We start from the raw sequence: 26,605 nt of genomic DNA on the forward strand, positions 1-26,605 counted from the left end.
CCGCGCATACCCTTGGCCGCTGTGGTCATCACGTTCCTCAGCGACTACGGCCTCGAGGACGACTTCGTCGGGGTCTGCCACGCCGTCATGGCCGGCGTCGCGCCGGACGTCCGCGTCGTCGACCTGACGCACGGCATCCCCCGGCACGACGTCCGCACCGGCGCGCTCGTCCAGCGCCGCGCGCTGCCGTTCACGCCCGCGGGCGTGCATCTCGCCGTCGTCGACCCGGAGGTCGGCGGCAAGCGCCGCGCGGTCGCGCTGCGCTGCGCCGACCAGGGCCGCGTGCTCGTCGGCCCCGACAACGGCCTGCTGCTGCCGGCCGCCGAGGCGTTCGGCGGCGTGGTCGCAGCCATTGAGATCGGCGAGTCGCCGCACCGCCTGCGTCCGGTCTCCGCGACGTTCCACGGGCGCGACCTGTTCGCGCCGGTCGCCGCGGCGATCGCAGGCGGCGCGCCGTTCGAGGACGCCGGGACGCCGATCGACGTGGACGACCTCGTGCCGCTGGAGCTGCCTACCGCGCACGTGGACGGCGACGTCCTGGTCGCGCACGCGCTGGCGATCGACACGTTCGGCAACGTCACGCTCGACGCGCTCCACGAGCAGCTGTCCGAGGCCGGCCTGCGGCTCGGCGCGAAGGTCGTGGTGTCGATCGACGGCGAGGCGCACGACGCCCACTACGCGACGACGTTCGCGGACGTGGCCGCGGGCGAGCTGCTGCTCTACGAGGACGCCTACCGGACGCTGGCGCTGGCGGTCAACCGCGGGAGCGCGGCCGAGCGGATGGCCGTCGCGCTCGACGACGAAGTGCACCTGCAGCCCGCCGAGCCGTGAGCCTCGGGACACCGCGGCTCCACCTCCGCGAGGTGGACTCGACGAACCTGCGCGCGCGGGCGCTCGCCGCTGCCGGCGCGCCGCACGGGACGCTCGTCACCGCGGGCGAGCAGCGCGCGGGCCGCGGGCGTCAGGGCCGCGTGTGGACGGCGCCGGCGGGCCGCGCCCTGCTGATGAGCGTCGTGATCCGCGACCCGGCGCCGCTCCTCTCGCTCACCGCCGCGGTGGCGGTGGCGGACGTCGTGGGTGGGCCGGCGCAGATCAAGTGGCCCAACGACGTGCTGCTCGACGGCCGCAAGGTGTGCGGCATCCTCGTCGAGGGGCGGCCGCAGGAGCGCTGGGCGGTGCTCGGCATCGGGCTCAACGTCGCGCTGCGCGCGGAGGACTTCCCGGACGAGCTGCGCGACCGCGCGACGTCGCTCGGCCGCGCGCCGGAGGAGGTCGAGGACGTGCTGGCCGCGCTCCTGCGCACGCTCGACGCCCGACTGCGCGAGGACGACGCGGACGTGCTCGCCGCGTGGCGGGCGCGCGACTGGCTGCGCGGGCGCGCGATCGCGTGGAACGGCGGCTCCGGCGTCGCCGAGGGCGTGGACCACGCCGGGCACCTGCTCGTGCGCGTGGCGGACGGCGCGGTGGTCTCGCTCGACGCCGGCGAGGTCCACCTGGAGCGCGTGCCGCGGTGACCCTCGTCGGCGGCCAGGAGCAGCGGCCGATCGTGCTCGTGGAGCCCGATCCGGCGTGGCCGGCGCGGTTCGCGCGCGAGCGGGAGCGCATCGTGGCCGCGCTCGGCGGCGCGGCGCGGCTGGTCGAGCACATCGGCTCCACGGCGGTGCCGGGCCTGCTCGCCAAGCCGATCGTGGACGTCATCGTCGGCGTGGACGACCCAGACGACGAGCGGGTCACGGACGCCCTGGTGGCGGCCGGCTACGTGCTGCGGGTGCGGGAGCCCGGCCACCGGATGGTGCGGACGCCCGAGCTCGACGTGCACGTGCACCTGTGGCGCTGGGACGCGCCGGAGATCGCCCGCCACGTCATCTTCCGCGACCGCCTGCGGGCCGAGCCCGGCGAGCGCGCGGCGTACGCGGCGCTCAAGCAGCGGCTCGCGACGCTGGAGTGGGACGACATGAACGCCTACGCGGAGGCGAAGTCCGCGCTGATCGACGAGATCCTCGCGCGGACGGACGCCCCGCCGCGCGAACGGCACTAGGCCGCGCTCGACTCCTCGTCGGGCGGGGTCGCCTTCCGGCGGCGGGTGGTGCTCGCGCGCTTCTTCGGCGCGGGCTTCTCCTCCGCCTCGCCGACCGCCTCGAGCGACGGCAGCTGCTCCTGCACCGCCTCGACCTCCGCGCTCGCCGCCGCGGTCTTGCGGCGGGTCGTCGTGCGGCGCTTGGGCTTCGGGAGCTCCTCCGCGACGGCCTCGGGCGTCACGGACGCCTCGGCCGCCGTGGCCTCGGCGGCCTTCTGCGCGGCGGTCTTGCGCGGGGCGCGCTTGCGCGGCGCGGGCTTCGGAGCCTCCTCTGCCGGAGCCTCCTCTGCCGGAGCCTCGACCTCGGCCGCCGCAGCGGCCTCCGCCGCCTTCTGCGCGGCGGTCTTGCGCGGCGCGCGCTTGCGCGGCGCGGGCTTCTCCTCGGCAGGCGCCTCGGCGACCTCCGCCGCGGGCGTCTCTGCCGCGGCAGCGGCCTCCGCCGCCTTCTGCGCGGCCGTCTTGCGCGGCGCGCGCGTGCGCTTGGGCTTCGGCGCCTCCTCGGCCTCCGGCGCCTCGACCGCCTCGGCAGCCTCCGCGGCCTTCTGGGCCGCGGTCTTCCGCGGCGCCCGCGTGCGCTTCGGCTTCGGCGCCTCCGCGGCGACCGTCTCCTCCGACGTCTCGGCGACCGCGGCCTCCGCCGTCGCCTCGACCTCGGTCACGTCCTTCTTGCGCCGCGTGCGGGTGCGCTTGGGCTTTGGCGCCTCCTCGGCCGCCGGCGCGTCGCCACCCGCGAGCGCGGACGCCGCCGCCTGGATCGCCGCGACCGCATCCTCGTCGGACACCGGCTCCGCCGCGGGCTTGCGACGGCGCGAGCGCGAGCGCGTGCGCTTCGGCTTCTCGGCCGGCGCCTCCTGCTCGGCGTCGGCGCCCACGGCCTCGTCGTCCTCGCGCGCCTCCTCGGCGCCGACGTCGGCCGCCGCCTCCAGCGCCTCGGACTCCTCCAAGGTCAGCTCGTCGGTCCCGACGACCGCCTCCACGCTCTCGGGCGCGCCCGTCTCCGGCTCGCCGCCCTTCTTCTTGCGCCGCCGGCCCCGGCCGCGCTTGCCGCGCGGGAAGTTGCGCAGCAGCTCGCGCGACAGCGACGACGGCTTGCGCGACATCCGCGTCCGCGCGCCGCGCAGGACCTCCTCGGCCTCCGGCGTGTGCGTGTACCGCGTCGCCGCGGCGAGCAGCGCGGCCGACAGGCGCCGGTCGTGCTTGCGCGCCGCGTGGACGAGCCGCCGCGCGTTGCGCGCGTGCCCGCCGCCGGACGAGTTCGCCAGCAGGCCGAGCAGCCGCTTGGTCTCCGGCCAGCGCTGGACGGCGTACTCCTCGTGCAGCTCGGCGGTGAACCCGGCGATGCGCCAGATCCACGCGTCCGCCTGGTCGCGCCGCCCGATCCGCTTCTCGGCGAGCGACTGGAGCATCGCCTTGCACGCCTCGCGCTTCTCCTCGCGCGGCCAGTTGCCGACCTCGTCGAGGGCGTAGTCGAACGCCTCGGCGTCGCGCGACGCCGCGATCTCCTGCAGCGCGCGCAGGCGCAGCTGCGGGTTCTTGTTGCGCTGGACGGCGGTGAGCAGGAACGTCCGCTTCAGCTCGCCCGTCTTGTCGAAGTGGAGCATCGCCCGCGCCCGGCGCCAGCCCGACGGCGCGACGCGCGCGCCCGCCAGCGCAGCCCACTGGATCTGCTCGCCCCAGTCGAGGTGCTCGACGGCGATGCGCCACAGCTCGCGCTCGAAGACCTCGATCCGCCGCGTCTCGTCGGCGGCGACCGGCAGCACACGGCGCTCGACCCGCACGCGGCGCCCGCGCCCGCGGCGCACCGGCCCGACGACGATCGCGCCGCCGCGGTAGACGTCGCGGTCGAGCAGCGAGTGCAGCGTCACGACCGGGTCGTCGTGCTTGGTGCCCGGGTGGACGAAGTCGACGACGATGCCGGCTTCCTTGCCCGGGTGGCGGCGGGTGACGCGGCCGACGCGCTGCTGGTAGATGCGCTTGGACGCGGTCGGCGCGAGGTGCAGGCAGACCGTGGCGCGCGGCGAGTTCCAGCCCTCGGCGAGGAGCTGGGCGTTGACGAGCACGTCGATCTCGCCGCGCTCGTACCGCGCGAGGATCTCGGCCAGCTCGCGCTTGGGCGTCTCGCCGGACACCGCCTGCGCCTTGACGCCCTCCTCGCGGAACGCCTCGGCGAGGTTGTAGGCGTGGCGCACGCCGGCGGCGTAGACGACGCCCGGCATCGAGCCGAAGCGCGTCTTGTAGAGGTTCGCGGCCGCGAGGTTGAACGGCAGCTGGTCCAGCAGCTCGGCCAGCATCTCCTGGTCGAACTCGGTGTCCACCTCGCCGCGCCGCAGCGGCACCTTGGCGATCGTGCGGACGCCGGGACCGGGCGGGATGCGGACGCACCGCAACGGCGCGATGACGCCGCGGCGCGCGGCCTGCGCGAGGTCGAAGCGCGACGTCTGCGTCGGGAAGAGGTCGGTGACGTGGCGGGCGATCAGCGCGCCCGTCGCGGTCATGCCGATGAAGATCGGGCCCGTCCACTCGCGGATCGCGCCGGCGGTCTTCTCGCCCAGCGCGGTGTGGGCCTCGTCGCAGATGACGACCGTGTAGGACGACGAGATGTTGCCGGCGTTGCGGACGAACCACTGGTACGTCTCGACGGTGACCGGGCCGTTCGGGTGGTCCTGGCCCTTGGTCAGCGGCGGCGTGACGCGGTCCATGTAGCCGCGGTCCTTCAGCTCGCCGTTGAACTGGTCGACGAGGTTGCGGCGGTGGGTGAGGATCAGGATGCCGCCGGTGCGGCACGACTCGACGAACGCCATCGCCGCGACGGTCTTGCCGGCGCCGGTCGCGTGCTCGAACCAGAAGCGCTTGTGCGCGTTGGGGTCCTCGGGCGCCTCGGCGACGTCGGCCTCCGCCTCCGCCTCCGCGTCGTAGTCGAGCGGCTCCTCGTCCTCGCCGACCTCCTCGTCCTCGTCCTCCTCGCCGGGGACGGCGGACGACGCCTGCTCGACCTTCGCGGGCGCGGCCGGGGGCGGCGCGACGACGGCGGAGCCGCTAGAGCCGTTGCCGTTCCCGTTGGCGGCCTTGCCGGCCTCGGCCAGCAGCGCGGTGAGCGTGCCGGAGAGCGCGTCGACCTGGTGCGGATGCAGGAGCGTCCCGTCGGCCAGGCGCGGCTCCTCGTCGGACAGGACCCGCTCGAGGCCCAGCATGAGCGAGTACTCGCGCCGCCAGTGCGTGGACGGCTGGGTGGCGCCCTCCTCGATCTCCGCCAGCGCGGCGTCCAGCGCGCGGCGCCGGGGCGTGCCGGGGGCGAGCGCCTCCGCCACGTCCTCTCCGGGCAGCACGAAGGGCTCGCGGGCGAAGGACTCGGCCCGTGACAGCAGCTCTGCGTCGGGAAGAGGCGCGGCCGTCGTGGCCGCAGTGGTGGGCTCAGCCATGCTGGCTTCGGGTAGCTCGACAGAGGTGGCCGCGGCGAACGACCTGAGGTGGCTCCGCGACCCTGGGGTCCCGTAAGCACGGGACCGTGCCGGAGGTCCTCCCTGAAGGGCCTCCGCTGGCGCGGAGTCTAGCGCACGGGCGGACGTCTGCGAACCTCTCAGGCGATGCGACGCACCCTGTGGATCGTGGGGACCCTCGCCCTGGCCGCCGTGCTGGTCGTGGGCATCCTCCAGGCGGGCTCCGGCGACGAGCCGGACGCTGCCACCGCGAACTTCGACCTCGACGCCGCGCTGACCCAGCTCGGCGGCGCACCCGCCCCGCTGAGCGCCCTGCACGCCGAGGCCAACACGATCGTGGCCTCCAACGCCGACGACTTCGAGCGCCGCCTGAAGGCGCTGAAGGGGTACCCCGTCGTCGTGAACGCGTGGGCGGCGTGGTGCGGGCCGTGCAAGCTGGAGTTCCCGATCTTCCAGCGCGTCTCTGCGCGCATGGGCAAGCAGATCGCGTTCCTCGGACTCAACACGCAGGACAACCGCGGGGACGCCGAGGCGTACCTGGAGAAGACCCCGGTGCCGTACCCGAGCCTCGAGGACGGCGACAGCCGCATCCTCCAGAAGGCCGGCGGCGTCGGCGGGCTGCCGACCACGATCTTCTACGACAAGCGCGGGGAGCGGACGATGGTCCACCAGGGCGGCTACACGACCGAGGCGGACCTCGTCGAGGCGATCAGGCGCTACGCCGGTGCCTGAGGTCCGCATCGACCCGCTGACCGGGCTCAAGACGGTCGTCGCGGGGGAGCGCGCCGCGCGCCCGGGCGCGGGGCTGACCACCACGCCGCCGGACCCGATCGACCCCGAGACGGACCCGTTCGCGGACGGCCACGAGGACCGCACCCCGCCCGAGCTGCACGCGGCCGGCCGTCCCGAGGGCGCGGCGCCGGACACGCCGGGCTGGCGCGTTCGCGTCGTGCCGAACCTCTACCCCGCGGTCACCACCGCGGACGACGCGCCCGCGCCCGAGCGCGACGCCTACCCGGACCTGTTCACCGCGCTGCCCGCCGTCGGGGCGCACGAGGTCATCGTCAACGCGCCCGACCCCGTCGTGTCGCTGAGCGAGCTGCCCGCCGAGCAGGTCGAGGCCGCGGTCGAGGTGTGGCGGGAGCGGATGCGCTTCCACGCCGCGGCGGCCTGCCGCCACCTGATCGTCAACGAGCGCCGCGAGGCCGGCGCGTCGCTCCCGCACACGCACGCCCAGTTGTACGCGCTGGACTTCGTGCCGGCCTCGATCGCCCGCGAGCGGGAGCGGTTCACCGCCCACGCGACGCGGACGATGGGCGGCAACCTGCTCGCCGACCTCGTGCAGGAGGAGGTCCGCCGCCGCGAGCGCATCGTCGCGATCGACGACGAGGCCGTGCTGATGGCGCCGTACGGGGCGCGGCTCCCCTACCAGCTGATGCTCGCGCCGCGGGTGCCCCGCGCGAGGTTCGAGGACGCCGGCCCGTCCGGTGCCGCGCTGCTGCACCCCGCGCTCGTGCTGCTGCGCGAGCGGTTCGGCGCGCCGCCGCCCCTCAACCTGTGGGTCCGCACCGCGCCGCGCGGCGCCGAGTACTTCGGGTGGCGGATCGACGTCGTGCCGCGCCTCACCCACCTCGCCGGGCTCGAGCTCGGCGCGGGCGTCCACCTGAACGTCGTGCCGCCCGAGCGGGCCGCCGCCGAGCTGCGCGACCTCGCGTGATCCTCGTCGCGCTGGCGATCGCCGCGTCCACCGCCGTCGGCGTGGTCGCCGAGCAGCGCTGGGGCCGCGAGGCGATGGCCGCGACGCGGTGGATCGTCACGGCGCTGCTGTGGACGGTGATGCCGTTCGTCGCGTTCGTGACCATCAACCGGCTCGACCTCGGCGGTGGGGTCGGCGGCGGCCTCGTGCTCGCGTGGGGCGTCGCGCTCGTCGTCGGCGTGCTGGCGTGGATCGCCGGGCGCGCGCTCGACCTGCCCGCACCGAGCGCCGGCGCGCTGATCGTGTCGACGATCGTCGCGAACACCGGCTACCTCGGCATCCCGCTCTGCGCCGCCCTGTTCGGCAGCGAGGCGATCGGCCCGGCGGTCGCCTACGACGTGCTCGTCAACACGCTCCTGTTCCTCACCGTCGGCTTCGCGATCGGCGCGGGGATGGGGACGAAGGCGGGCGAGACGGCGGCCGACCGGATCAAGGCGTTCCTGGTCCGCAACCCGCCGCTGATCGCGGTCGTGCTCGCGTTCGCGCTGCCCCACGACCTCGCGCCCGAGGTGCTCCACGACGTGGTGGAGCTGCTCGTGTTCGTGATCCTCCCCGTCGGGTTCTTCATCGTCGGCGTGACGCTGTCGAGCGAGTCGGAGGAGGGCCAGCTCACCTTCCCGCCGCCGCTGACCGCGCCGGTGGCCGTCGTGCTCGGCCTGCGCCTGGTGGTCGCGCCGGCGACGATGCTCGGCCTCAGCGCGCTGACGTTCGACGTGCCCGACGCGTACGTCGTCGAGGCGGCGATGGCGACCGGCGTCAACGCGCTCGTCGTGGGCCACGCCTACGGCCTCGACCTGCGCCTCACGTCCGGCGCCGTCGCGTGGACGACGGGCCTCGTCGTGGCCGGCGCGGTGGTTGTGGCATTGGCCTGACCCAGAACAAGTGTTCGGCGTGACTGCCGATCACTCATAGGCCATGACCTTCCTTCGCAACCTCCCGCTCGGCGCACGCCTTGCCGCGGTCTTCGGCGCCATCGGCGTCGGGCTGCTGGTGATCGTCGTCGTGGCCGTCTCCTCGCTCGGCGCGATGAACGGCAAGGCCGAGACCCTCGGCCACAAGGACATCCCCGCCGTCAAGGCCCTCGGCCAGATCCAGTTCGCGATGGTCGCCTACCGCGCCGACCAGCTCGCCCACACCCGCCAGACCGACGCTGCCGGCCGCAAGGACCAGGAGTCCCAGATGGCCGAGCACGCGAAGATCATGGACGACGCCTTCAAGCTGTACGAGTCGTCCTTCGTCAACGACCAGGACCGCGCGCTGCACGCCAGCGCGAAGAAGAACTGGGCCGCCTACGTCGAGGCCTCCGCGCCGTTCCTGCCGCTGTCGCAGGCCGGCGACGGCGCCGCCGCGTACCAGGACGTGCTCAAGAAGGAGGTCGAGCCGCTCATCGCCCTCATCGGCGACCTCGACAAGTGGATCGCGTTCGCCGAGAAGGCGCGCGCCCAGCACGTCGACGACGCGACCTCCACCTTCAGCTCCGCCAAGCGCACGGTGATCGTCGCCGCGCTGCTCATCCTCGTGCTCGCCGCCGGCGCCGCCGTGTGGGTGACGCGCTCGGTGACGCGCCCGGTCCACCGCCTGGCGCGCCGCCTGCGCCGCCTCAACGACGAGGACCTCGAGGCCCTGACCGCCGGCCTCGACGCCGCCGCCGCAGGCGACCTGACCGTCAACGCGCAGGCCGTGACCGAGCCGGTCGCGGTGGAGAGCAAGGACGAGCTCGGCGAGCTGTCCGAGACGTTCAACCTCATGCTCGGCAAGGCGCACCGCTCGATCGCCAGCTACGGCGAGATGCAGGCGCGGCTCGGCGAGCTGATCGCCGACGTGGCGGCCAACGCCACGACCGTCTCGTCCGCGTCGGAGACGATGGCGACGACGAGCGGCGAGGCCGGCCGCGCGGTGACCGAGATCGCCGAGGCCGTCGGCGACGTCGCGCAGGGCGCCGAGCGCCAGGTGCGGATGGTCGAGTCCGTCCGGACCGCCGCGAGCGAGGCCGCCGACGCGGCGGCTGAGTCGGCGGAGTCGGCCCGGGCGACGGCCGAGGCCGCCGGCCAGGCGCGCCTCGTCGCCGAGGAGGGCGTCGGCGCCGCGCGCGTCGCGTCCGAGGCCATGTCCGAGGTCGCCCGCACGTCGGAGGAGGTGACCACCGCCATCCAGGCGCTGGCCGGCCGCTCCGAGCGCATCGGCGAGATCGTCGAGACGATCACCGGCATCAGCGAGCAGACGAACCTGCTGGCCCTGAACGCCGCCATCGAGGCGGCGCGCGCCGGCGAGCAGGGCCGCGGCTTCGCCGTCGTGGCCGAGGAGGTCCGCAAGCTCGCCGAGGAGTCGCAGGAGGCCGCCGCGACCATCTCCACGCTGATCGTCGAGATCCAGCAGGAGACCGGGCGCGTCGTCGACGTCGTCGAGGGCTCGGCGCGCAAGACCGCGGAGGGCGTCGAGACCGTCGCCCACACCCGCGACGCGCTGGAGCGCATCGGCGCGGACGTGCAGGACATGCACGCCCGCGTCGGCGAGATCGCCGGCTCGATCGCCCGCATCCACACCGCCACCGAGGCGATGCAGCGCGACGTCAGCGAGGTCGCTGAGGTCGCCGAGCAGTCGTCCGCGTCGACGCAGGAGGTCTCCGCGTCGACCGAGCAGACGAGCGCCTCGGCCCAGGAGATCGCCTCCGGGGCCGAGGACCTCGCGCGCACCGCCGAGGCCCTCGAAGGCCTCGTGGGGCGCTTCCGCGTGACGGCCTAGCCGGCCGTTACGCCGGACACAGGCTCGCGTAGTCCAGGGTGAAGATCGGGTGCGCCACGGCGCACCCGAGCTTGCCCGACGTGACGACGCTCAGCTCGCGCTGGCCGTACGGGACGACGTAGGCCCGGTCGACCACGATCCTGTCCGCGTCGTCGTACCGGCCCTGGTCGATCGCCGCGGAGACCTTCGGGTCGCTGATGCGGGCGAAGTTCTGGTTGTTCCGCGGCTGGTTGCTGCGCGGGTCGACGAGGAGCAGGAAGTTCCGTGGGTGGGGGAAGTCCATGAACCAGTTCGCGAACCCGGCCTGCGGCTTGGTCCGGTCGGTCCCGATGGTCTGGAAGTAGTTCTCGCCCCGGGTGACCCGCGCCCGCGCCTCGAGGCCCATCGCGTCCAGCTGCCGCACGAACTCCTCGCCGAGCTGCCGCGCCGGCGACTCGCGGTTCGTGTAGACCGTCACGCGCGCGCCGGCCGCACCCGCGTTGCGGATCGCCGCCTGCGCTCCTGCGACGTCGGGCCCGGGGAACGGGCACGGCTCGGCCGCACGCGCGGCGCCGAGCAGCTCTGGCGGCAGGAACGTGCAGGTCGGCCGCATCGCCACGCCGCCCGCCGCGATCAGCGCCTGCTTGTCGAGACCGAGGTGGATCGCGCGCCGCACCTCCGCGTTGTCGAACGGCGGCGTCGTCGTGTTGAGGAAGAAGTAGTACGTGGAGATCGTCGGGACGCGCCGCCCGTTCGCCCAGTCGCCGTCCATCGACACGTCCGCCGTCTGCGGCCGGCGCGTCACCTGGTAGCGCAACGCCGGGAGCTTGGCGGTGGGCAGTCCGGGGAGCGCGAACCGCGCGTTGCGGCGCAGCTCGATGCCCCGGCCGACGCGCACGCGCGCGATCCGGAACGCGCCGACGCCCGGGGCCGGACGGCGGGTCATGTTCCGGAACGGCGTCGAAGAGGGGACGAGCGCCGCGAACTGCATCGCGAGCACGTGCGAGAACGCGTCGTCGGGCGCCCGCAGGCGGATCGTGATCGTGCGCCCCTTCGCGCTGATGCCGGCGATGTCCCCGCGGTCCCGGCCGCGCCGGACGTACCGCTCCGCCCCGACGATCCCCAGGTAGAACGCGGAGCCGCCCGACTCGAGGTGGAGCACCCGCTTGATCGCGTGCTCGAAGTCGCGCGCCCGCACCGCGCGGCCGTCGGAGTACTTCAGCCCCGCACGGAGGGTCAGCGTGTACGTCCGCCCGTCCGGCGAGACCGCCGGCAGCCCTTCGGCCAGCCCGGGGACGAGCTGCGTCCCCGCCGCCCCCTCCGCCCGCGCGTACGTGAGCAGCGGCGTGTAGACCTGCGACGTCACGCTCCACGCCTCCTGGGTGTAGCCGAGCGCCGGGTCGACGAAGTCGGGGAAGGAGCGCCACCCGACGGTCGGGGTGGCGGCGTCCGCCGGGGCGGCGAGCGCGGTCGCGAGGGTGAGCGCGGCGAGGCCGCTGAGCAGGAGGTGTCGCATGCGTGCGGCACATCCTCTTTCCTCAGCGGCCCTTCCGCAAACCTGAGCCGCGCGTTACTTGCGGCGCGGGAGCGTCTTCGCGATGAGGTCCGCGATGATCCCGTAGCCCTTCGTGTTCATGTGGATGTCGCGGTGGTGGCAGAAGAAGGTCAGTTCGCACACCTGCGCGACGGCGACCGGGATCGTGCCGTAGGGCGCGAGGGTCGTGGTCTGCTCCAGCGGCGTGTACGCGCCGGTGGCCGCGGTGACGTCGACGAACCGGCCGCCGACCTTCTCGTAGGCCGCCTTCAGCGCCGGGTTGATGAGCGACTGGAACGCGACGACCGAGAGCTTCGCCAGCTCCGGGTTCGCGCCCTCGCCGACCCACATCCCGAGGATGACGTCGGGGTAGGTGATGCCGACGATGCGGGCCTTCGGGCCGGCCGCCTTGCGCAGCCGCCTGGTGATCTCGCCGACGTTCTTCTTGATCGACTCGACCGCCGCGCCGACGCACGGGATCGGGTCGGGCTGGCGGGCGCATGCGGTGACGTCGTTGCCGCTGATCGAGACGGTGATCAGCGCGACCTTGCCGCGGTTCCTCTTCAGGAACGCCTCGGCGGCGGCCGTCTGCGTCTTGCCGCCCCAGCCGGTGCCGCCGACCGCGAGCCCGCGCTTGTCGCAGGGCCTGGTCTGCTTCAGCATCGACACCGTCGTCGCGCCGCCGCACCCGAAGTTGACGAGCTTCAGGTCGTAGCCGCGCTTCTTCGCGAGCGGCACGAGCTGGTGGGAGTAGCTGTCGTCCGTGTTCGCGCCCTTCGTCGCGCTCTCGGACTGGTAGCCGGTGGCGTACGAGTCGCCGACCGTGACGAGGAGCTGCTTGGGCTTCGCCTCCGCGGCGCCCGGCGCGACGAGCGCGCAGACGGCCGCGAAAGCCAGGAGCTTCCGTGCGTGGGACATGCGCTCTAGTGTCAACGCGCTGTCAATGAGAGCGTTGGTGCAGAGAGTCAGCGAGGCGTCCGTCACGGTCGCCGGCGAGCGCGTCGCGCAGATCGGGCCGGGGCTCCTCGTGCTCCTCGGCATCACCCACGACGACGACGAGCAGAAGGCCGACAAGCTCGCCGCGAAGGTCCGCGCGCTGCGGATCTTCACCGACGCGGACGGGAAGATGAACGACGCGCTGGGCGACCGCGAGGTGATCGTCGTCAGCCAGTTCACGCTGTACGGCGACGCGCGCAAGGGGAACCGGCCGAGCTTCGTCGCCGCCGCCCGCCCCGAGCGGGCGGAGCCGCTGTACGAGCGGGTGCGGCAGGCGCTCGGCGCGCAGGGCGGCGTCTTCGGCGCGCACATGGACGTGTCGCTCGTCAACGACGGGCCGGTCACGTTGCTGATAGAGGTGTGAGCCGATGCCGCCAACGGACCGCTTCGTCACGCGCTTCGCCGCCGAGCCCCCGCAGGAGGGGCTGCCCTACGGACGCTGGGCCGACCGCCTGCGCCACGAGCTGCTCGGCGCGTTCCTGCGCATCGAGCCCGACGAGGGCGCCGAGCTCGGCGACCCCGGGGATGTCGTCTGGTTCCCCGACCGCACGTGGGACGGGCGCACGTACGTCCCCGCGACCGCACGGACGTCGACCGGCCTCGAGCTCTACGGCTACGTCTCGTTCACGCCGGGCGGCCCGGACACCGAGCCCGACCACTTCCGCGCGTACGCCGACTACACGGACGCGCTCGCGGAGGAGAACCCGGACTGGAAGCTCGACCTCAACGACGAGGTGCTGGGCGGCTGGCGCGGCGAGCAGGGCAACGTCGCCGCGATGACGCTCGTCTGGGGCACCCCGCTCGTGGACGGCGGCCACGTCGTCACCGCCGAGCTGGCCGACCTCGCCGTCGACCAGTGCGAGCTCGTGGAGAACCGCTTCACGCTCATCGCCCCCGACGACTACCGCGGCGACACGCTCGACGTGAAGCTGTGGGACGCGAGGGGCACCGAGCTGGCCGGCGAGTCGCTCTACGAGGACGACGACGAGGACGCCGAAGCGGGCTGACCGACGCCCAGTCGGGGAGGTCGACCACTTCCCTGACTGACCAATAGACGACACCGCGGCCGCAAGTCCATCTGGGCTTAGTGGTAGGTCAACCTGCTTGACCTCTACACTCCCCAGCGCTCATGGGAAGGGCCAGGGGACGCGGGTTCCACATCGCATGCGCGTGCCTTGGCATCAATAGGAGGAACACATGCGAAGCACCCTGAGGCGCCTTCTGGTCCTCGCGCTCGCCCTCACGATGGTCTTCGGCGTCGCTGCGTGCGGCGGCGACGACGATGACAACGAGGGTGGCGGCAGCGCGGACACCAGCGCGCAGGAGGGCACGCCCGCCGCCAAGACCGGTGGCGAGGCCGTGACCAACCTCTCGTCGTTCCCGGACTACATGGATCCGGCCCTGTCGTACACCCAGGAGGGCTGGCAGGCCCTCTGGACCGTCTACACCCCGCTCCTCTCGTACAAGCACGAGGAGGGCGCCGGCGGTGCTCAGCTGATCCCGGGCCTCGCTGAGGCGATGCCGGAGATCTCCGAGGACGGCAAGACCTACACGCTCAAGCTCCGCAGCGGTCTGAAGTACTCGGACGGCACGGACGTCAAGGCGTCGGACTTCGAGCACACGCTCAAGCGCGTGCTCAACCTCGAGTCCGGCGGCTCCGCCTTCTACCTCGGCATCGTCGGTGCTGAGGAGTACATCAAGGCCGGCAAGGCCAAGGGCGACATCTCCGGCATCAAGACCGACGACGCCACGGGCGAGATCACGATCGAGCTCAAGGAGGCCGACGGCTCGTTCCCGTACGTCCTCGCGATGGACTTCGTCGGCATCGTGCCGGGCGACACCCCGTTCGAGAACACGACCAAGAACCCGCCCGCGGGCGTCGGTCCGTTCAAGATCGAGAACATGAAGCAGAGCCGGAGCTTCGACCTCGTCAAGAACGACGCGTTCCCGGAGATCGACGGCATCCCGGCGGCGAAGCTGGACAAGGTGACGGTCAACGTCGTCAAGAACCAGGCCCGCCAGACGCAGGACATCATCCAGAACAAGGTCGACTACGCGCTCGACCCGCCGCCGGCCGACCAGCTGCGCGAGGTCAAGTCGCAGTACTCGGACCGCTACGAGGAGTTCGTGACGAACTCGACGTACTACTACTTCCTGAACACGCGCGAGGCGCCGTTCGACAAGAAGGAAGTGCGTCAGGCCGTCAACTACGCCATCGACAAGACCGCGCTCGCGCGCCTCTTCGGTGGTCTCCTCGAGCCGGGCTGCAACTTCCTGCCGCCGGGCATGCAGGGCTACGAGAAGATCGAGCCGTGCCCGTACGGTGATCCGACGCAGAAGCCGGACATCGAGAAGGCCAAGCAGCTGATCCAGCAGGCCGGTGTCGCCGGTCAGTCGGTCAAGGTCTACGGCAACGACGAGGATCCGTCGAAGCCGGTCACGAACTACCTCGCCGACGTCCTCAACCAGATCGGTCTGAAGGCCAAGCCGCAGATCGTCGAGGGCTCGGTCTACTTCCAGACCATCGGCAACCAGAAGACGAAGGCCCAGGCCGGCTTCGCCAACTGGTTCCAGGACTTCCCGCACCCGCGGAACTTCATGTTCCTCGTGGATCCGGCGTCCATCCAGGACACGAACAACCAGAACTTCGGCAACGTGGACGACCCGGAGATCGGCAAGATGCTCGCTGACGCGAACAAGAAGCCGATCGACGAGGCGGCCGCCGAGTACGCCGCGGTCGACAAGCGCCTCCTCGACGAGGCCTACGTCGCGCCGTACGGCCACCGCAAGCTGGCGAACTTCGTGTCGGAGCGCGTCGACTTCGAGAACTGCACGGTGACGCACCCCGTGTACCAGCTCGACTTCACGCAGCTCTGCCTGAAGTAGGCACCTAGCCTGAGGAGAGGGCCGCCGTCCGGCGGCCCTCTTCGCAGGTTCCGCTCTTTCGAGAACCCACCCACATGGCAACGTCTTCCGACCCCGCCACCTCCATCCCGGACCAGGATCCCTCCGAGATCCTCACCGAGCCGGGTGGCGGCAAGCCCGCCGCAGGAACCGGTCCCTGGCGCCTCGCCGGCCGCCGCCTGCGCCGCAACAAGGTCGCCCTCGCCTTCGGCGCCCTGTTCGTCCTCCTCGTCCTTGTCGCACTGGCCGCCCCGCTCTTCGCGGACCACGTCGCCAAGACCGACCGGAACACCAACCACCTCTCCGACGTCATCCAGGTCGACGGGAAGGACAAGAACGTCGTCGAGTTCGACGGCGTCCCGATCGGGCCGCAGGGGTTCAAGGCCGACGGCAAGTTCGTCCTCGGCGCCGACGGCAACGGGCGCGACGTCCTGGTGCGCCTGCTCTACGGCGCGCGCAACTCGCTCTTCATCGGGATCACCGCATCCCTGATCACGGCGGTCCTCGCCGTGTTCCTCGGCATGCTCGCCGGCTACTTCCGCGGCTGGGTCGACGCGATCATCTCGCGCGGCCTCGACATCCTGTGGGCGTTCCCGGTGCTGCTGCTCGGCGTCGCGCTCGGCGTGTCGCTCGCGATCGGCGGCCTGCAGCTGGGACCGATCTCGATCTCGGGCCAGTCGATCTGGATCCCGACGCTGATCATCGGCTTCGTCGGCATCGTCTACCTCGCCCGGCCGATCCGCGGCCAGGTCCTCTCGCTGCGCGAGAAGGAGTTCATCGAGGCGGCGCGCGCGCAGGGTGCGAGCGACTGGCGGATCATGTTCCGCGAGCTGCTGCCGAACCTGCTCTCGACGATCCTGGTCTTCTTCCCGGTGCTCGTCGCGAACGCCGTGTCGCTCGAGGCGGCCCTCTCGTTCCTCGGCGCCGGCGTGCAGCCCCCCGAGCCGTCCTGGGGCACCATGCTCGGCGAGGGCATCGACCTGCTCATCAGCGCGCCGCACCTCACGATCGTCCCGGGCGCCATGCTCACGCTGACGGTCCTGTCGCTGAACGTCTTCGGCGACGGTGTGCGCGACGCCCTCGACCCGCGGGCCAAGGTCCGCCTGGAGCACTAGCTCATGGTCACGTTCGTCATCCGCCGCCTCGTGGCGATGGTCTTCGTCCTGTTCATGGTCTCGGTGCTGACGTTCCTGATCTTCAACGTCATCCCGAACAGCGACCCGGCGGTCCAGATGGCGGGCAAGAACGTCACGCCGCAGGTCGTCGAGCAGATCCGCAAGGACTGGGGCTTCGACCGGAGCCTCCCGGTCCAGTACGTGAAGACGATGGAGAAGGTCTTCACCGGCGAGCTGATCTCCTACAACAACCGCGTCAACGTGGTGGACGAGATCAAGCGCGGCGCGCCGCGCACCTTCTCGCTCGCGATCGGCGCCGCGTTGCTGTGGCTGGCGGTCGGCGTCGCGCTCGGCCTCTTCACCGCCGTCAGGGCGGGCAAGTGGTCCGACTCCCTGGTGACCGTGCTGGCGCTGATCGGCATCTCGATGCCCGTCTTCTGGCTCGGCGCGCTCGCCTCGTACTACCTCGGCTACAAGGCCGGGATCTTCCCGAACGGCGGCTACGAGACGTTCGCCGACGGCGGCATCGGGGGCTGGCTGAGCCACCTGATCCTGCCGTGGTGCGTCCTGGCCACGCTGTTCATCGGCGTGTACTCCCGTGTCGTCCGGTCGAGCGTGCTCGACACGATCAACGACGACTACGTCCGCACCGCCCGCGCCAAGGGCCTGAGCGAGCGCCGCGTGCTGATCCGGCACGTGCTGCGCAACTCGCTCATCCCGGTCGTGACCCTCTGGGGGCTGGACTTCTCGCTCGCCATCGGCGGCGGGGCCATCCTCACCGAGACGGTCTTCGACCTCCAGGGCATCGGGCAGTACCTCGCCGAGTCGATCGGCCGTCTCGATGTGCCGCCCGTGCTCGCGATCACGATGTTCGGCGCGTTCTTCATCGTGATCTTCAACACGCTGATCGACATCGTCTACGCCTTCCTCGATCCCAGGATCCGTCTGCAGTGAGCACCTCACAGCCACTTCTCGACGTCCAGCACCTCAAGGTCGACTTCCGTACCGAAGACGGGATCGTCCACGCGGTCGACGACGTCTCCTTCCAGCTCAACCCGGGCGAGGTGCTCGCCGTGGTCGGCGAGTCCGGCTCCGGCAAGTCCGTCACCGCGATGACCCTCATGGGGCTCACGCGGTCGCCCAACGCGAAGTTCGGCGGCACCGCGAAGCTCCGCGACCTGGAGCTGGTCGGCGCCACGGACGACGAGCTGCGCAAGGTCCGCGGCAAGGAGATCGCGATGATCTTCCAGGACCCGATGACCTCGCTGAACCCGGTCCACCGGATCGGCGCGCAGATCGTCGAGCAGATCCAGGCCCACGAGGACGTCTCGGACGCCGAGGCGCGCGACCGCGTCGTGCGGCTGCTCGAGCGCGTGGGCATCCCGCGCGCGGCCGAGCGCGTCGACTCGTACCCACACGAGTTCTCGGGCGGCATGCGCCAGCGCGTGATGATCGCGATGGCGATGTCGAACGACCCGTCGATCCTGATCGCGGACGAGCCGACCACCGCGCTCGACGTGACGATCCAGGCGCAGATCCTGGCCGAGATGCGGGAGCTGCGCGAGCGCAGCGGCACCGCGATCATCCTCGTCACGCACGACCTCGGCGTCGTCGCCGACATCGCCGACCGCATCGCCGTCATGTACGCGGGGCGGATCGTCGAGACCGGCACGCTGGACGAGCTGTTCTACGACCCGCAGCACCCGTACACGTGGGGGCTGCTGGGCTCGATCACGCGCATCGACCGCGAGCGGCCCAAGCGGCTGCCGTCGGTCCCGGGCTCGCCGCCCTCGCTGCTCAACCGGCCGGAGGGCTGCCACTTCCGGCCGCGCTGCCGGCACGCGTTCGAGCAGTGCCCGAAGTACCCGGAGCTGGAGAACCGGGTCGCGGACTCGCCCGGCCACCAGGACCGCTGCTGGCTCCCCGTCGAGGAGAAGCGCAAGCGGCGGGAGATCGCGCCCGGCCAGATCGGGCTCGAGATGGAAGGGGCGATCGCGTGAGCGCGGAGACCGCCACGCCGGAGAAGCCCGCGGCGACCGACGGCACGACGCCGCTGCTGGAGATCCAGCACGTCAAGCAGCACTTCCCGATCCGCTCGGGGCTGCTGAACCGCACGGCGGCGCACGTCCACGCGGTCGACGACGTCACGTTCACGCTCCAGCGCGGCGAGACGCTCGGCCTGGTCGGCGAGTCCGGCTGCGGCAAGACGACGCTCTCGCGGACGCTCATGCGGCTGCTCGAGCCGACGGCCGGGCAGATCTCGTTCGACGGCCACGACATCACGCGCGCCAGCCGGCGCGGGATGCGGCCGCTGCGGCGCGACATGCAGATGGTCTTCCAGGACCCGTTCGCGTCGCTCAACCCGCGCAAGCGCATCCGGGAGATCCTCTCCGCCCCGCTCGAGCTCCACGGCGTCGCCAAGGGCGACGTCGAGAAGAAGATCGAGGAGCTCGTCGAGCGCGTCGGCCTGTCGCGCGAGCACGTCAACCGCTACCCGCACGAGTTCTCGGGCGGCCAGCGGCAGCGCATCGGCATCGCCCGCGCGCTGGCGCTGGAGCCGAAGCTGATCGTCCTCGACGAGCCGGTCTCGGCGCTCGACGTGTCGATCCAGGCGCAGATCGTCAACCTGCTCGAGGACCTGCAGGACGAGTTCGGGCTGACGTACCTGTTCGTCGCGCACGACCTGTCGGTCGTCCGCCACGTGTCGGACCGGATCGCGGTGATGTACCTCGGCAAGATCATGGAGCTGTCTCCATCGGAGGAGCTCTACGTCAAGCCGATCCACCCGTACACGGCGGCGCTGCTGTCGGCGATCCCGGTCCCCGATCCGCGGCTGAACCGCCAGCGCGAGCGCATCGTGGTGAGCGGCGAGCCGCCGTCGCCGGTCAACCCGCCGTCGGGCTGCGTGTTCCACACCCGCTGCCCGCGCGCCCGCGACCGGTGCAAGGTCGAAGTCCCGCGCCTGAGCGAGTACCCGAACGGGCACCTGGCCGCGTGCCACTACCCGCTCAACGTCACGCAGGCCGAGGTCGACGGCTCCCGCAAGGCGCCCGAGTCGCCCGCCGCCGCGACGGACACGGCGCCCGAGCGCGTCGAGGATCCGAACGCGCCGCTGCGCAGCGGCGTCGCGGTCGACACGCAGCAGGCCTAGGCGTCCGGGCGCTGGGCCGCCCCGACGCGCCCCGGTGGTGTCAGCTCACCGGAGCGCGTCGGCGCGGACCCAGCCGTCGGTGCCCGCGTTGGTCTCGATGCGGCGCCAGCCGTCCCGGGCCTCGACGACGCGGACCGGCTGACCGGCGCGCACCGAGCCGACGGGGTCGCCGGCCGGCTTGGCGAGGAGGTACTCCTCGCGGGCGACGGTCCGCGCGGCCGCGTCGCCCGAGGCGTCCGCGGCCGCGCGGGCGCCGGTCTCCGGGACGAGCGAGCCCGCGGCGTCCGGCTGCTTGCAGAGGATCGCGACCTGGAACGTCGTCGCGGCCTCGACCGGACGCTGCTGGATGGCGACGTGCGCGGTCGTGCTGACGCCGACCACCGTGCGCGGCGCGTACGTCGTCGCCAGCCGCGCGCCGCCCTGGGCGGGGACGAGATCCGCCACGCGCGTGCCGGCCGGGCAGGTGAGCGCGACCTCGCGCGGCGCCGTGCGCCCGGCCGCGATCCGCACGCCGTGGGTGACGAGCACGGTGCCGCGCGGCAGCGGCGCGCCCTCCTTCAACGCGCCGCCGGGCAGGGCGATCGACGCGAGCTCGCGCGGCGCCGGGTCGCCGGGCCCGAACACCTCGACGCCGACGCCGACCGCGCCCGCCGCCACCGCCGCCGACGCCGCGACGGCCGCGACCTTCGGGGCCGACGCGCTCGCTGCGCCGCCGCTCAGCTTCAGCGCGGCGGCGACGCCCGCGATCCCGCCGCCGGCCAGCAGCAGCGGGCCCGGGTTGAGGATCGCCATCTGCCGGCGCGTCTGCCGCAGCGCCGAGCGCATCGCGCGGCACTCGCCGCAGCCGGCCAGGTGGCGGTAGGTCGCGGAGGCCGCGCGGCGGCGCTCGTCGTGCGCGCGCAGCAGGTCGCGCTGCACGTCCTGGCAGGTCGTCGAGCGCGCCTCGCGCTGCTTGACGAGGTTCGCGCGGGCGCGGTAGACGAGCGACTTGACCGCCTGCTCGGTGACGCCCAGCTCGGTCGACAGCTGCGCGACGGAGACACCGTCGACCTCCCGGCGCAGGAGCGCATGGCGCTGCGGCGCGGGCAGCAGCGCGACGTCGCCGAGCACGTCGCGCAGGTGGCCGCGGCGCTCGGTCGCTTCCTCCGGCTCGGTGACCGCGGCGGCGCGCAGGCCGCCCGCGGCGTCGACGAGGTCGAGCTCGACGCTGTCGGTGCGCACGCGGCTCAGCTCGTCCAAAGCGCAGTTGCGCACGAGCCGGTAGAGCCACGGCTTGAGGTCCATGTGGCGCTCGTCGCGGCGCAGCGCGCGGCTCGCGCGGAGCATCGCCTCCTGCACGACGTCCTCGGCCAGCGACTCGCTCTGGATCATCCGCTGCGCGTAGCGCAGCAGCGCGCCGTGGTGGCGGGCGAAGATGCGGCCGAACGCGGCGTCGTCGCCGGCGCGGTACGCCGCGACGAGGCGCGTGTCCTCGGTCTCCTTGACGGTGCGTGTGGGCTCAGGCACGGCAGACGACTCCGGTGATGATCCAGCCGGTGAGCTGGGACTTGGTCCGCACGTGCAGCCAGCGGCGGTTGGCGCTGCGGCGCAGCACGAGGACCTTCGCGGGCTTGTAGAGACGGCCGATCACGAACCCTCCGGGCGTGTCGTAGAGGTTGGCGCGGTCCGCGCACAGGCGCCGCTCGTGCTTGGCGTAGGCAGGCGCGGGGTCCACGACGGGCGACGCGACGAACACGACGAAGATGACGGCGAGGGCGACGAGACCGGCATGCATCACCTGACGAGGCGCACCGTCCGGGTGACCGTGGTGCGGTTGCCTGCCCAATCGCGCGCGACGAAGCGCAGCTGCGCCGTCTGGCCGATGCTCGCCCGCAGGGTCGTGCGCATCTGGGCGCGGACCCACACGCCCGGGAACATCAGCGCCGTGCGGGCGTCGGTCGACCCCGAGCCCGACGCCAGCACCTGGCCCTGGCGCCGCAGCTGCATGTCGACGATGCCGCCCTCCGAGACGATGACCTGCGCCTTCGCGTTGCCGGCCAGCAGGCCCTTGACCGAGATGCGGCGCGGGATGCGGACCGCCAGCGACGGCGGGAGCGTGTCGTCGCCGACCTCGCCGACGCTCGTGAACGTGCGCACGCGGCGGTAGAGGTACGCAGGGAGCGTCTCGGCTGCGCCGGTCTGGAGGTTGACCCGCTGGACGACCGAGTTGCGCCGCTTCGTCCGCTGCGCCTCGGCGGCGGCGATCAGCCAGCCGCTCCCGGTGGAGTCGACGGTGAAGCTCGTCGGCTCGGTCAGCTGCGGCGCGCGCGAGGTGTCGAGCGCGCGGGTGGACATCGTCGCGACGGGTGCGGCGGCGGCCGCCTGCGGCGCGGGGCTGCCCGGCGCGGTCGCCGGTGGGGCGGCCGCGGACTCCGGCGTCTCCTCCACCAGCTCGCCGCGGGCGACGTCCACCCCGACGAGCGCGCCGTCGGCGTTGCGCCGGTCGACCGCCGCGTACGTCGTCGTGCCGTCCTTGCGGCGCATCCCCGCGCCGACCGTCGTCGCGCCGGTCGCGGTGTCGATGAGCAGGTCCTGCCCGACGTCGCTCAGGAGCCGGGCACTGCGGCCGTCGGGGGCGACGACGAGCGAGAAGCGCGTGCCGCGCAGCCCCTGCACGAACGGCGGGCCGATCCGGTAGGCGCGCGCGATCCGCGGGTCGATCACGTACAGCCGGGCGGACGAGCCGATCCCCAGCACGCGGCCGGGGGCGTGACCGACCGCGACGATCTGCTCGCGCGGGGTGAGGCCGCGCAGCGGCACCGGCGGCGAGATGCCGGGCAGCGTGTCGCTCTGGAAGCGGGCCATCCGGCCGTCCTCGAGGATGCCGACGAACCCCTCCGCGGCGCGCGCGGGAGCGGGCGCCGCCGCGAGCAGCAGCGGGGCGCACGCGAAGGCGAGCGAGAGCGGGAGGAGGGCCCGGCGGGCGTTCACATCCCTACAACCGGTCGCGCGCCGCGCGGTGGCGGACTTGCTGGGGCTCACGGGACGATCGTCCGCGGGCCGGCGACGTCGGCGCCGGCGGCGGTCACGCGCTCGCGCAGCTCGCGATCGGCGGTGACGACCGTCAGCCCCGGCGCGGCCCGCGCCGCGATCGCGTCGTCCGCGTGCGGCGCGAAGCCGACGTGGACGCGCGTGGCCTGCAGCTCGCGCGGGCGCCCGTCGAAGATGACCTCGATCTCGTCGCCGGTCGCGCCGGCCCGGTCGTCGAGCGCGTTGACGAGCCGCTGCATGGCGCCGTGGCGGTCGCGCCACCAGCCGTCCGGCTTGGAGCCCATCACGTTGTTGCCGTCCACCAGCCAGCGACCCATGGCAGGTGTGGATGGTAAGCCCCCAGTAAGAGGCGTCCGGGACCTTGCGGCCCATGACCTCCCGCATCGACACCGTCGTCGTCGGCGCCGGCCCCGCCGGCCTCGCGGCGAGCGCGGCCTTGGCCGACGCCGGCCACCCGCACGTCGTCCTCGAACGGGGTCGCGTCGGCGAGACCTGGCGGACCCAGCGCTGGGACGCGTTCCGGCTCAACACGCCCGGCTGGATGAGCGGACTCCCGGACGACCCGCACCGCTTCCACACCGCCGGTGAGCTGGTGCGCTCCCTGGAGGAGCGCGCGGCGCTCCTGCCCGTCCACGAGCACACCGGCGTCCGCGCCGTCTGGCGTCAGCGCGACGGCGGCTACCTCGTCGCGACCGACGACGACGTCCTGCGCTGCTCCAGCGTCGTCGCCGCCTCCGGCGCGCAGCGCGTCCCGCACCTGCCGGGCGTCGCGTACCGCGTCAGCGGCCACGGCATCGAGCACCTCCACACCGCCGACTACCGCAGCGCCGGCGAGCTGCCGCCCGGCGCGGTGCTCGTCGTCGGCGGCGCGCAGAGCGGCCTGCAGATCGCGGACGACCTCGCCCGCGCCGGCCGCCGCGTCCTGCTCGCGACGAGCCGCGTCCCCGGCGTCCCGCGGCGCTACCGCGGGCGCGACATCACCGAGTGGTGGCGCGACATGGGGCACCTCGACCTGCCCGCCGACGACGCCGACGAGGCGATGCGCGGCAAGCCGAACCCGCACTTCGGCGCTGGCGTGGAGCTGTCGCTCGAGGACCTCGCGGCACGCGGCGTCCAGCTCGTGGGCCGGCTCGTCCACGCCGCCGGCACGCAGCTGACCTTCGACGGCGCCGCGGAGGAGCACGTCGCGTACGCCCGCGAGTCGCACGCGCGGTGGCGGGCCAAGGTCGACGACTTCGTGGCGGCGCGCGGCATCGACGCCCCGGCGCCCGAGCCCGCCCCGGCGGACGTCGCGGCGGCGTTCGCGACGCCGGTCGCCGGCGGCGCGTCCTCGGTCGACCTGCGCGCCGCGGGCGTGACGACCGTCGTCTGGGCGACCGGCTTCGGCGGCGACTTCGGCTGGCTGCGGATGCCGATCCTCACGCCCGCCGGCCAGCCGATCGCGCGCGGCGTCGCGACGCCCAGCGCCGGCCTGTACGTGCTCGGTGTGCCGTGGCTGACGCACCGCTCCAGCGGCACGCTCTACGGCGTGCTCCGCGACGCCGAGCGGGTCGCCGCGCACATCACGCAGGGGGCGCGGCAGGCGACGATGGCCTGAGCGTCGCGGCGCGCACCGCGACGATCGCCGCCGCGGCCAGCACGGAGGCCGCGGCGGCCAGGAACGCCAGCGGCGGGCCCCCGAGCTCGACGGCGACGCCTGCGCTCAGGCCGCCGAGCGCGAAGCCGGTCGCGTTGGCGGTCGAGAGCCAGTTGAACGCCTCACCCTCGCTCCCGCGCGGGGCGACGTCGTCGAGCACCACCGACACGGTCGCCCACTGGATGCCCGACGGGGCGCCCGCGGCGAGCAGGAAGAGCGCGAGCACCGGCAGCGACCACGCGGCCGCGAGCAGCGCGAGGCCGGCGGCGAGCGCGAGGAAGATCGCCAGCAGCCGCCGGCGGGGCTCGCTGCGCGGGGCGCGGGCACCGATCGCCGCCGACCCAAGCGCGGAGCTGACCGCGAACCCGGCCAGCAGCAGCCCGGCCGCCCAGCTCGCGTCCCGCTCCCCCGCGAACGCGGTCACCGCGACGTCGACGGCCCCGAGCCCCACGTCCGCGCACGCGGTGGCGAGCGCGAGCGTGGTGACGCCGGCGATGCGGATCGGCGAGCGGCGCGGCCCCGCCGGCGCCGGCGCCGGGCGCGCGACCCCCAGCGCGGCCGCCCCGAACGCCCCGGCCAGGGTGAGCGCGGCGCAGACGGCCAGCACCGCCCGCGCGCCGATCAGCGCGATGCCGAGCGCCGCCACGAGGCTCCCGGCGATGAACACCCCGACCCGGAGCGTCGTCTCCAGCGCGTACGCCTGCTGCAGCCGCGGGTCGCCGCGCCCGAGCATCGCCTGCCACTCCAGCCGCATCGCGGTGGCGAACGGCGGCGTGACCAGGCCCGCCACCGCCGCGAGGACGAGGATCGGCGCCGTCGCCGCACCGGGCCCGGCCGCGACGGTGAGCGCGGCGACGGCCAGGGCGCTGGGGATGCCGAGCCACGGCAGGAAGCGGCGCGGGCCGTGGCGGTCGAGCAGCCGCCCGCGCCGGGGCGCGGTGAGCGCCACGCCGCCCGCGAACGTGGCGACCGCCGCGCCGGCGACCGCGTACGAGCCGGTGGCATGCTCGGTCGCGACGATCAGCGGGAGGTCGAACAGCCCGATCGCGAGCCGGCCGACGAGCGACGCCCCGAGCAGCCGCCGGGCCCGCGGGTCGTCGAAGAGCCTCCCGTATGCGCGGAGCATCCTGCGCGGACGCTAGCGCGTAACGCGGCTAGAGGATGCCGACGATGGCGGCGCAGTCCCAGTTCGACGCGCCCTTGCCGCCGTTCCACAGCTTCGCGGCGAGCGCGTCCTGCTCGGCCTTCGGGCGCAGGTACGCGTGCGGGCCCTTCCCGCCGAGCCCCTTCCACGTCGAGGGGATGAACTGGTAGTAGCCGGATGCGCCCGCGTGGTTGGGCGGCAGGTTCTGGCCGCCGGACTCGCACATGACGATCGCCTCGGGGATCGCCCAGCCGCCGGACGGCGTGGCGCTCGGGGCGGCCTGCTGCTGCGCGGCCTCGGCGGCGCGGGCGGCCGCGGCGGCGGCCTCGCGCTCGGCCCGCTCGAGGTCCTTCCGCAGCTTGCGGCCGCGGGCACGGGTGGCGGCGAGCGCCGCCTGGCGGGCGGAGCGGACGCGCTGGATGGTCGCCTGGCGCGCGCTCACCTGCTCGGCCATCTTCGCGATCGCGTTGCGGCGCGCGCGCAGCCCCTCGACGATCCGCGCCTGCCTGGCCTCGGCGGCGTCGAGCCGGCGGCGCTCGGCGATCGCGTCGCGCCGGGCGGTCTTCACCGCGACGACGATCTCCTCGTCGTTCTGCTGGATGCGCTTGAGGAACGCGGTGCGCTCCATCAGGTCCGCGAAGCTCGTCGAGTTCAGCACGACCGAGATCGCGTCGACCTCGGGCGCCTTGTAGCGCTCGAGCATCCGGGTCGCGAGCACCTCGCGGGCCTCCGCGAGCCGCTTGCGCAGTCGCAGCGCGCGGGCGCGCTCCTTCTCCAGGTCGGCTTGCACGCGCTCCAGCTCGGCCTGGTCGGCGTCCAGGTCGGCCTGCACCTCGGCCTGCCGCGCCTGGATCTTCGTGACCTGCCGGGTGAGCGCGCGCTCGAGCTTCTCCAGCCGCGCGACCTGGGCGCTGAGCGACTGGGCCTGGGCCTGGTTCTGCCCGAGCTTGTCGCGCAGCGCGCCGGGATCCGCCGCGTCGGAGAACGACGGCAGCACGACGAAGAGCCCCACCACCGCGAGGAGCAGGGGCAGGACGGCAGCGGACAACCTCAGCGCGCGGCGCACGAGTCCCCGACGCTAGCGCCGAAGGCCCTGCACCTCGC

Annotated in this window: 24 protein-coding genes; 15 read left to right on the forward strand and 9 right to left on the reverse strand. The window is 73.5% G+C overall.

Translation table 11 applies throughout. The features are described from left to right. Positions 1 to 21: 21 nt before the first annotated feature. From AC1UE5_RS20910 to AC1UE5_RS20920, 3 genes are read left to right on the forward strand one after another with little or no spacing between them, the layout of a single operon-like run. On the forward strand, positions 22 to 831 hold the full coding sequence (locus AC1UE5_RS20910; RefSeq protein WP_482927179.1) for an SAM hydrolase/SAM-dependent halogenase family protein: 810 nt from the start codon (positions 22 to 24) through the stop codon (positions 829 to 831). Then, positions 828 to 1,514 carry a biotin--[acetyl-CoA-carboxylase] ligase gene (locus AC1UE5_RS20915; protein WP_482927181.1) on the forward strand — a complete coding sequence of 229 codons (687 nt, stop codon included), beginning with the start codon at positions 828 to 830 and terminating at the stop codon, positions 1,512 to 1,514. Before AC1UE5_RS20910 ends, AC1UE5_RS20915 begins: the two co-directional genes overlap by 4 nt. Continuing rightward, complete coding sequence (locus AC1UE5_RS20920) at positions 1,511 to 2,038, forward strand: GrpB family protein (protein ID WP_482927183.1); 528 nt, start codon at positions 1,511 to 1,513, stop codon at positions 2,036 to 2,038. The genes AC1UE5_RS20915 and AC1UE5_RS20920 overlap by 4 nt, the downstream gene beginning before the upstream one ends. On the opposite strand, the gene AC1UE5_RS20925 is transcribed toward AC1UE5_RS20920, so the two are convergent. After that, the gene (locus AC1UE5_RS20925) at positions 2,035 to 5,496 is read right to left on the reverse strand and encodes a DEAD/DEAH box helicase (RefSeq protein WP_482927185.1); all 3,462 of its coding nucleotides are present in this window, start codon (positions 5,494 to 5,496) and stop codon (positions 2,035 to 2,037) included. The genes AC1UE5_RS20920 and AC1UE5_RS20925 overlap by 4 nt on opposite strands. Positions 5,497 to 5,661: 165 nt before the next feature. Between AC1UE5_RS20925 and AC1UE5_RS20930 the strand changes: the two genes are divergently transcribed. From AC1UE5_RS20930 to AC1UE5_RS20945, 4 genes are read left to right on the forward strand one after another with little or no spacing between them, the layout of a single operon-like run. Next, positions 5,662 to 6,246 carry a TlpA family protein disulfide reductase gene (locus tag AC1UE5_RS20930; protein WP_482927187.1) on the forward strand — a complete coding sequence of 195 codons (585 nt, stop codon included), beginning with the start codon at positions 5,662 to 5,664 and terminating at the stop codon, positions 6,244 to 6,246. After that, entirely contained in the window at positions 6,239 to 7,231 is a 993-nt protein-coding gene (locus tag AC1UE5_RS20935; RefSeq protein WP_482927189.1) for a galactose-1-phosphate uridylyltransferase, read from the forward strand. The genes AC1UE5_RS20930 and AC1UE5_RS20935 overlap by 8 nt, the downstream gene beginning before the upstream one ends. Continuing rightward, positions 7,228 to 8,142, forward strand: a complete 915-nt coding sequence (locus AC1UE5_RS20940; RefSeq protein ID WP_482927191.1) for an AEC family transporter — start codon at positions 7,228 to 7,230, stop codon at positions 8,140 to 8,142. Before AC1UE5_RS20935 ends, AC1UE5_RS20940 begins: the two co-directional genes overlap by 4 nt. Positions 8,143 to 8,185: 43 nt before the next feature. Further along, complete coding sequence (locus tag AC1UE5_RS20945) at positions 8,186 to 10,012, forward strand: methyl-accepting chemotaxis protein (protein WP_482927193.1); 1,827 nt, start codon at positions 8,186 to 8,188, stop codon at positions 10,010 to 10,012. Between the two features lie 7 nt (positions 10,013 to 10,019). Here AC1UE5_RS20945 and AC1UE5_RS20950 read toward each other — a convergent pair whose 3' ends face one another. Both AC1UE5_RS20950 and AC1UE5_RS20955 read right to left on the reverse strand, forming a co-directional pair. Then, a complete protein-coding gene (locus AC1UE5_RS20950) occupies positions 10,020 to 11,507 on the reverse strand; it encodes an ABC transporter substrate-binding protein (protein ID WP_482927195.1) in 1,488 nt (495 codons plus the stop codon). A 54-nt stretch (positions 11,508 to 11,561) separates the two neighbouring features. After that, the gene (locus AC1UE5_RS20955; protein ID WP_482927197.1) at positions 11,562 to 12,443 is read right to left on the reverse strand and encodes an SGNH/GDSL hydrolase family protein; all 882 of its coding nucleotides are present in this window, start codon (positions 12,441 to 12,443) and stop codon (positions 11,562 to 11,564) included. 25 nt (positions 12,444 to 12,468) lie between these two features. Between AC1UE5_RS20955 and dtd the strand changes: the two genes are divergently transcribed. The 7 genes from dtd (at position 12,469) to AC1UE5_RS20990 (ending at position 19,691) form a co-directional block, all read left to right on the forward strand. Continuing rightward, the gene (gene dtd, locus AC1UE5_RS20960; RefSeq protein ID WP_482927199.1) at positions 12,469 to 12,885 is read left to right on the forward strand and encodes a D-aminoacyl-tRNA deacylase; all 417 of its coding nucleotides are present in this window, start codon (positions 12,469 to 12,471) and stop codon (positions 12,883 to 12,885) included. Between the two features lie 4 nt (positions 12,886 to 12,889). After that, positions 12,890 to 13,528, forward strand: a complete 639-nt coding sequence (locus AC1UE5_RS20965; RefSeq protein ID WP_482927201.1) for a hypothetical protein — start codon at positions 12,890 to 12,892, stop codon at positions 13,526 to 13,528. Positions 13,529 to 13,718: 190 nt separating this feature from the next. Further along, entirely contained in the window at positions 13,719 to 15,407 is a 1,689-nt protein-coding gene (locus AC1UE5_RS20970) for an ABC transporter substrate-binding protein (RefSeq protein ID WP_482927203.1), read from the forward strand. 74 nt (positions 15,408 to 15,481) lie between these two features. After that, the gene (locus tag AC1UE5_RS20975) at positions 15,482 to 16,540 is read left to right on the forward strand and encodes an ABC transporter permease (RefSeq protein ID WP_482927205.1); all 1,059 of its coding nucleotides are present in this window, start codon (positions 15,482 to 15,484) and stop codon (positions 16,538 to 16,540) included. Positions 16,541 to 16,543: 3 nt separating this feature from the next. Next, the gene (locus tag AC1UE5_RS20980) at positions 16,544 to 17,494 is read left to right on the forward strand and encodes an ABC transporter permease (RefSeq protein WP_482927206.1); all 951 of its coding nucleotides are present in this window, start codon (positions 16,544 to 16,546) and stop codon (positions 17,492 to 17,494) included. Further along, entirely contained in the window at positions 17,491 to 18,540 is a 1,050-nt protein-coding gene (locus AC1UE5_RS20985) for an ABC transporter ATP-binding protein (RefSeq protein ID WP_482927208.1), read from the forward strand. The genes AC1UE5_RS20980 and AC1UE5_RS20985 overlap by 4 nt, the downstream gene beginning before the upstream one ends. Beyond that, positions 18,537 to 19,691, forward strand: coding sequence for an ABC transporter ATP-binding protein (locus AC1UE5_RS20990; RefSeq protein ID WP_482927210.1), 1,155 nt, complete (start codon positions 18,537 to 18,539; stop codon positions 19,689 to 19,691). Before AC1UE5_RS20985 ends, AC1UE5_RS20990 begins: the two co-directional genes overlap by 4 nt. Before the next feature lie 45 nt (positions 19,692 to 19,736). Here AC1UE5_RS20990 and AC1UE5_RS20995 read toward each other — a convergent pair whose 3' ends face one another. From AC1UE5_RS20995 to AC1UE5_RS21010, 4 genes are read right to left on the reverse strand one after another with little or no spacing between them, the layout of a single operon-like run. Continuing rightward, complete coding sequence (locus tag AC1UE5_RS20995) at positions 19,737 to 21,197, reverse strand: RNA polymerase sigma factor (protein WP_482927211.1); 1,461 nt, start codon at positions 21,195 to 21,197, stop codon at positions 19,737 to 19,739. After that, on the reverse strand, positions 21,190 to 21,465 hold the full coding sequence (locus AC1UE5_RS21000; protein ID WP_482927212.1) for an SH3 domain-containing protein: 276 nt from the start codon (positions 21,463 to 21,465) through the stop codon (positions 21,190 to 21,192). The genes AC1UE5_RS20995 and AC1UE5_RS21000 overlap by 8 nt, the downstream gene beginning before the upstream one ends. Further along, positions 21,465 to 22,712 (reverse strand): DUF4394 domain-containing protein, encoded by a 1,248-nt coding sequence (locus AC1UE5_RS21005; RefSeq protein WP_482927214.1) that lies wholly within the window; start codon positions 22,710 to 22,712, stop codon positions 21,465 to 21,467. Before AC1UE5_RS21005 ends, AC1UE5_RS21000 begins: the two co-directional genes overlap by 1 nt. Continuing rightward, positions 22,709 to 23,038 (reverse strand): NYN domain-containing protein, encoded by a 330-nt coding sequence (locus tag AC1UE5_RS21010; RefSeq protein ID WP_482927216.1) that lies wholly within the window; start codon positions 23,036 to 23,038, stop codon positions 22,709 to 22,711. The genes AC1UE5_RS21005 and AC1UE5_RS21010 overlap by 4 nt, the downstream gene beginning before the upstream one ends. Before the next feature lie 53 nt (positions 23,039 to 23,091). On the opposite strand from AC1UE5_RS21010, the gene AC1UE5_RS21015 reads away from it, so the two are divergent. Beyond that, on the forward strand, positions 23,092 to 24,318 hold the full coding sequence (locus AC1UE5_RS21015) for an NAD(P)-binding domain-containing protein (protein WP_482927218.1): 1,227 nt from the start codon (positions 23,092 to 23,094) through the stop codon (positions 24,316 to 24,318). On the opposite strand, the gene AC1UE5_RS21020 is transcribed toward AC1UE5_RS21015, so the two are convergent. Together AC1UE5_RS21020 and AC1UE5_RS21025 are read right to left on the reverse strand one after the other, a co-directional pair. Then, positions 24,284 to 25,483: an MFS transporter gene (locus AC1UE5_RS21020; protein WP_482927220.1), complete on the reverse strand. Its 1,200-nt coding sequence runs from the start codon at positions 25,481 to 25,483 to the stop codon at positions 24,284 to 24,286. The genes AC1UE5_RS21015 and AC1UE5_RS21020 overlap by 35 nt on opposite strands. A 28-nt stretch (positions 25,484 to 25,511) precedes the next feature. Continuing rightward, on the reverse strand, positions 25,512 to 26,567 hold the full coding sequence (locus AC1UE5_RS21025; RefSeq protein WP_482927221.1) for a transglycosylase family protein: 1,056 nt from the start codon (positions 26,565 to 26,567) through the stop codon (positions 25,512 to 25,514). Between the last annotated feature and the right edge of the window lie 38 nt (positions 26,568 to 26,605).

This window comes from Parviterribacter multiflagellatus (assembly GCF_056863265.1).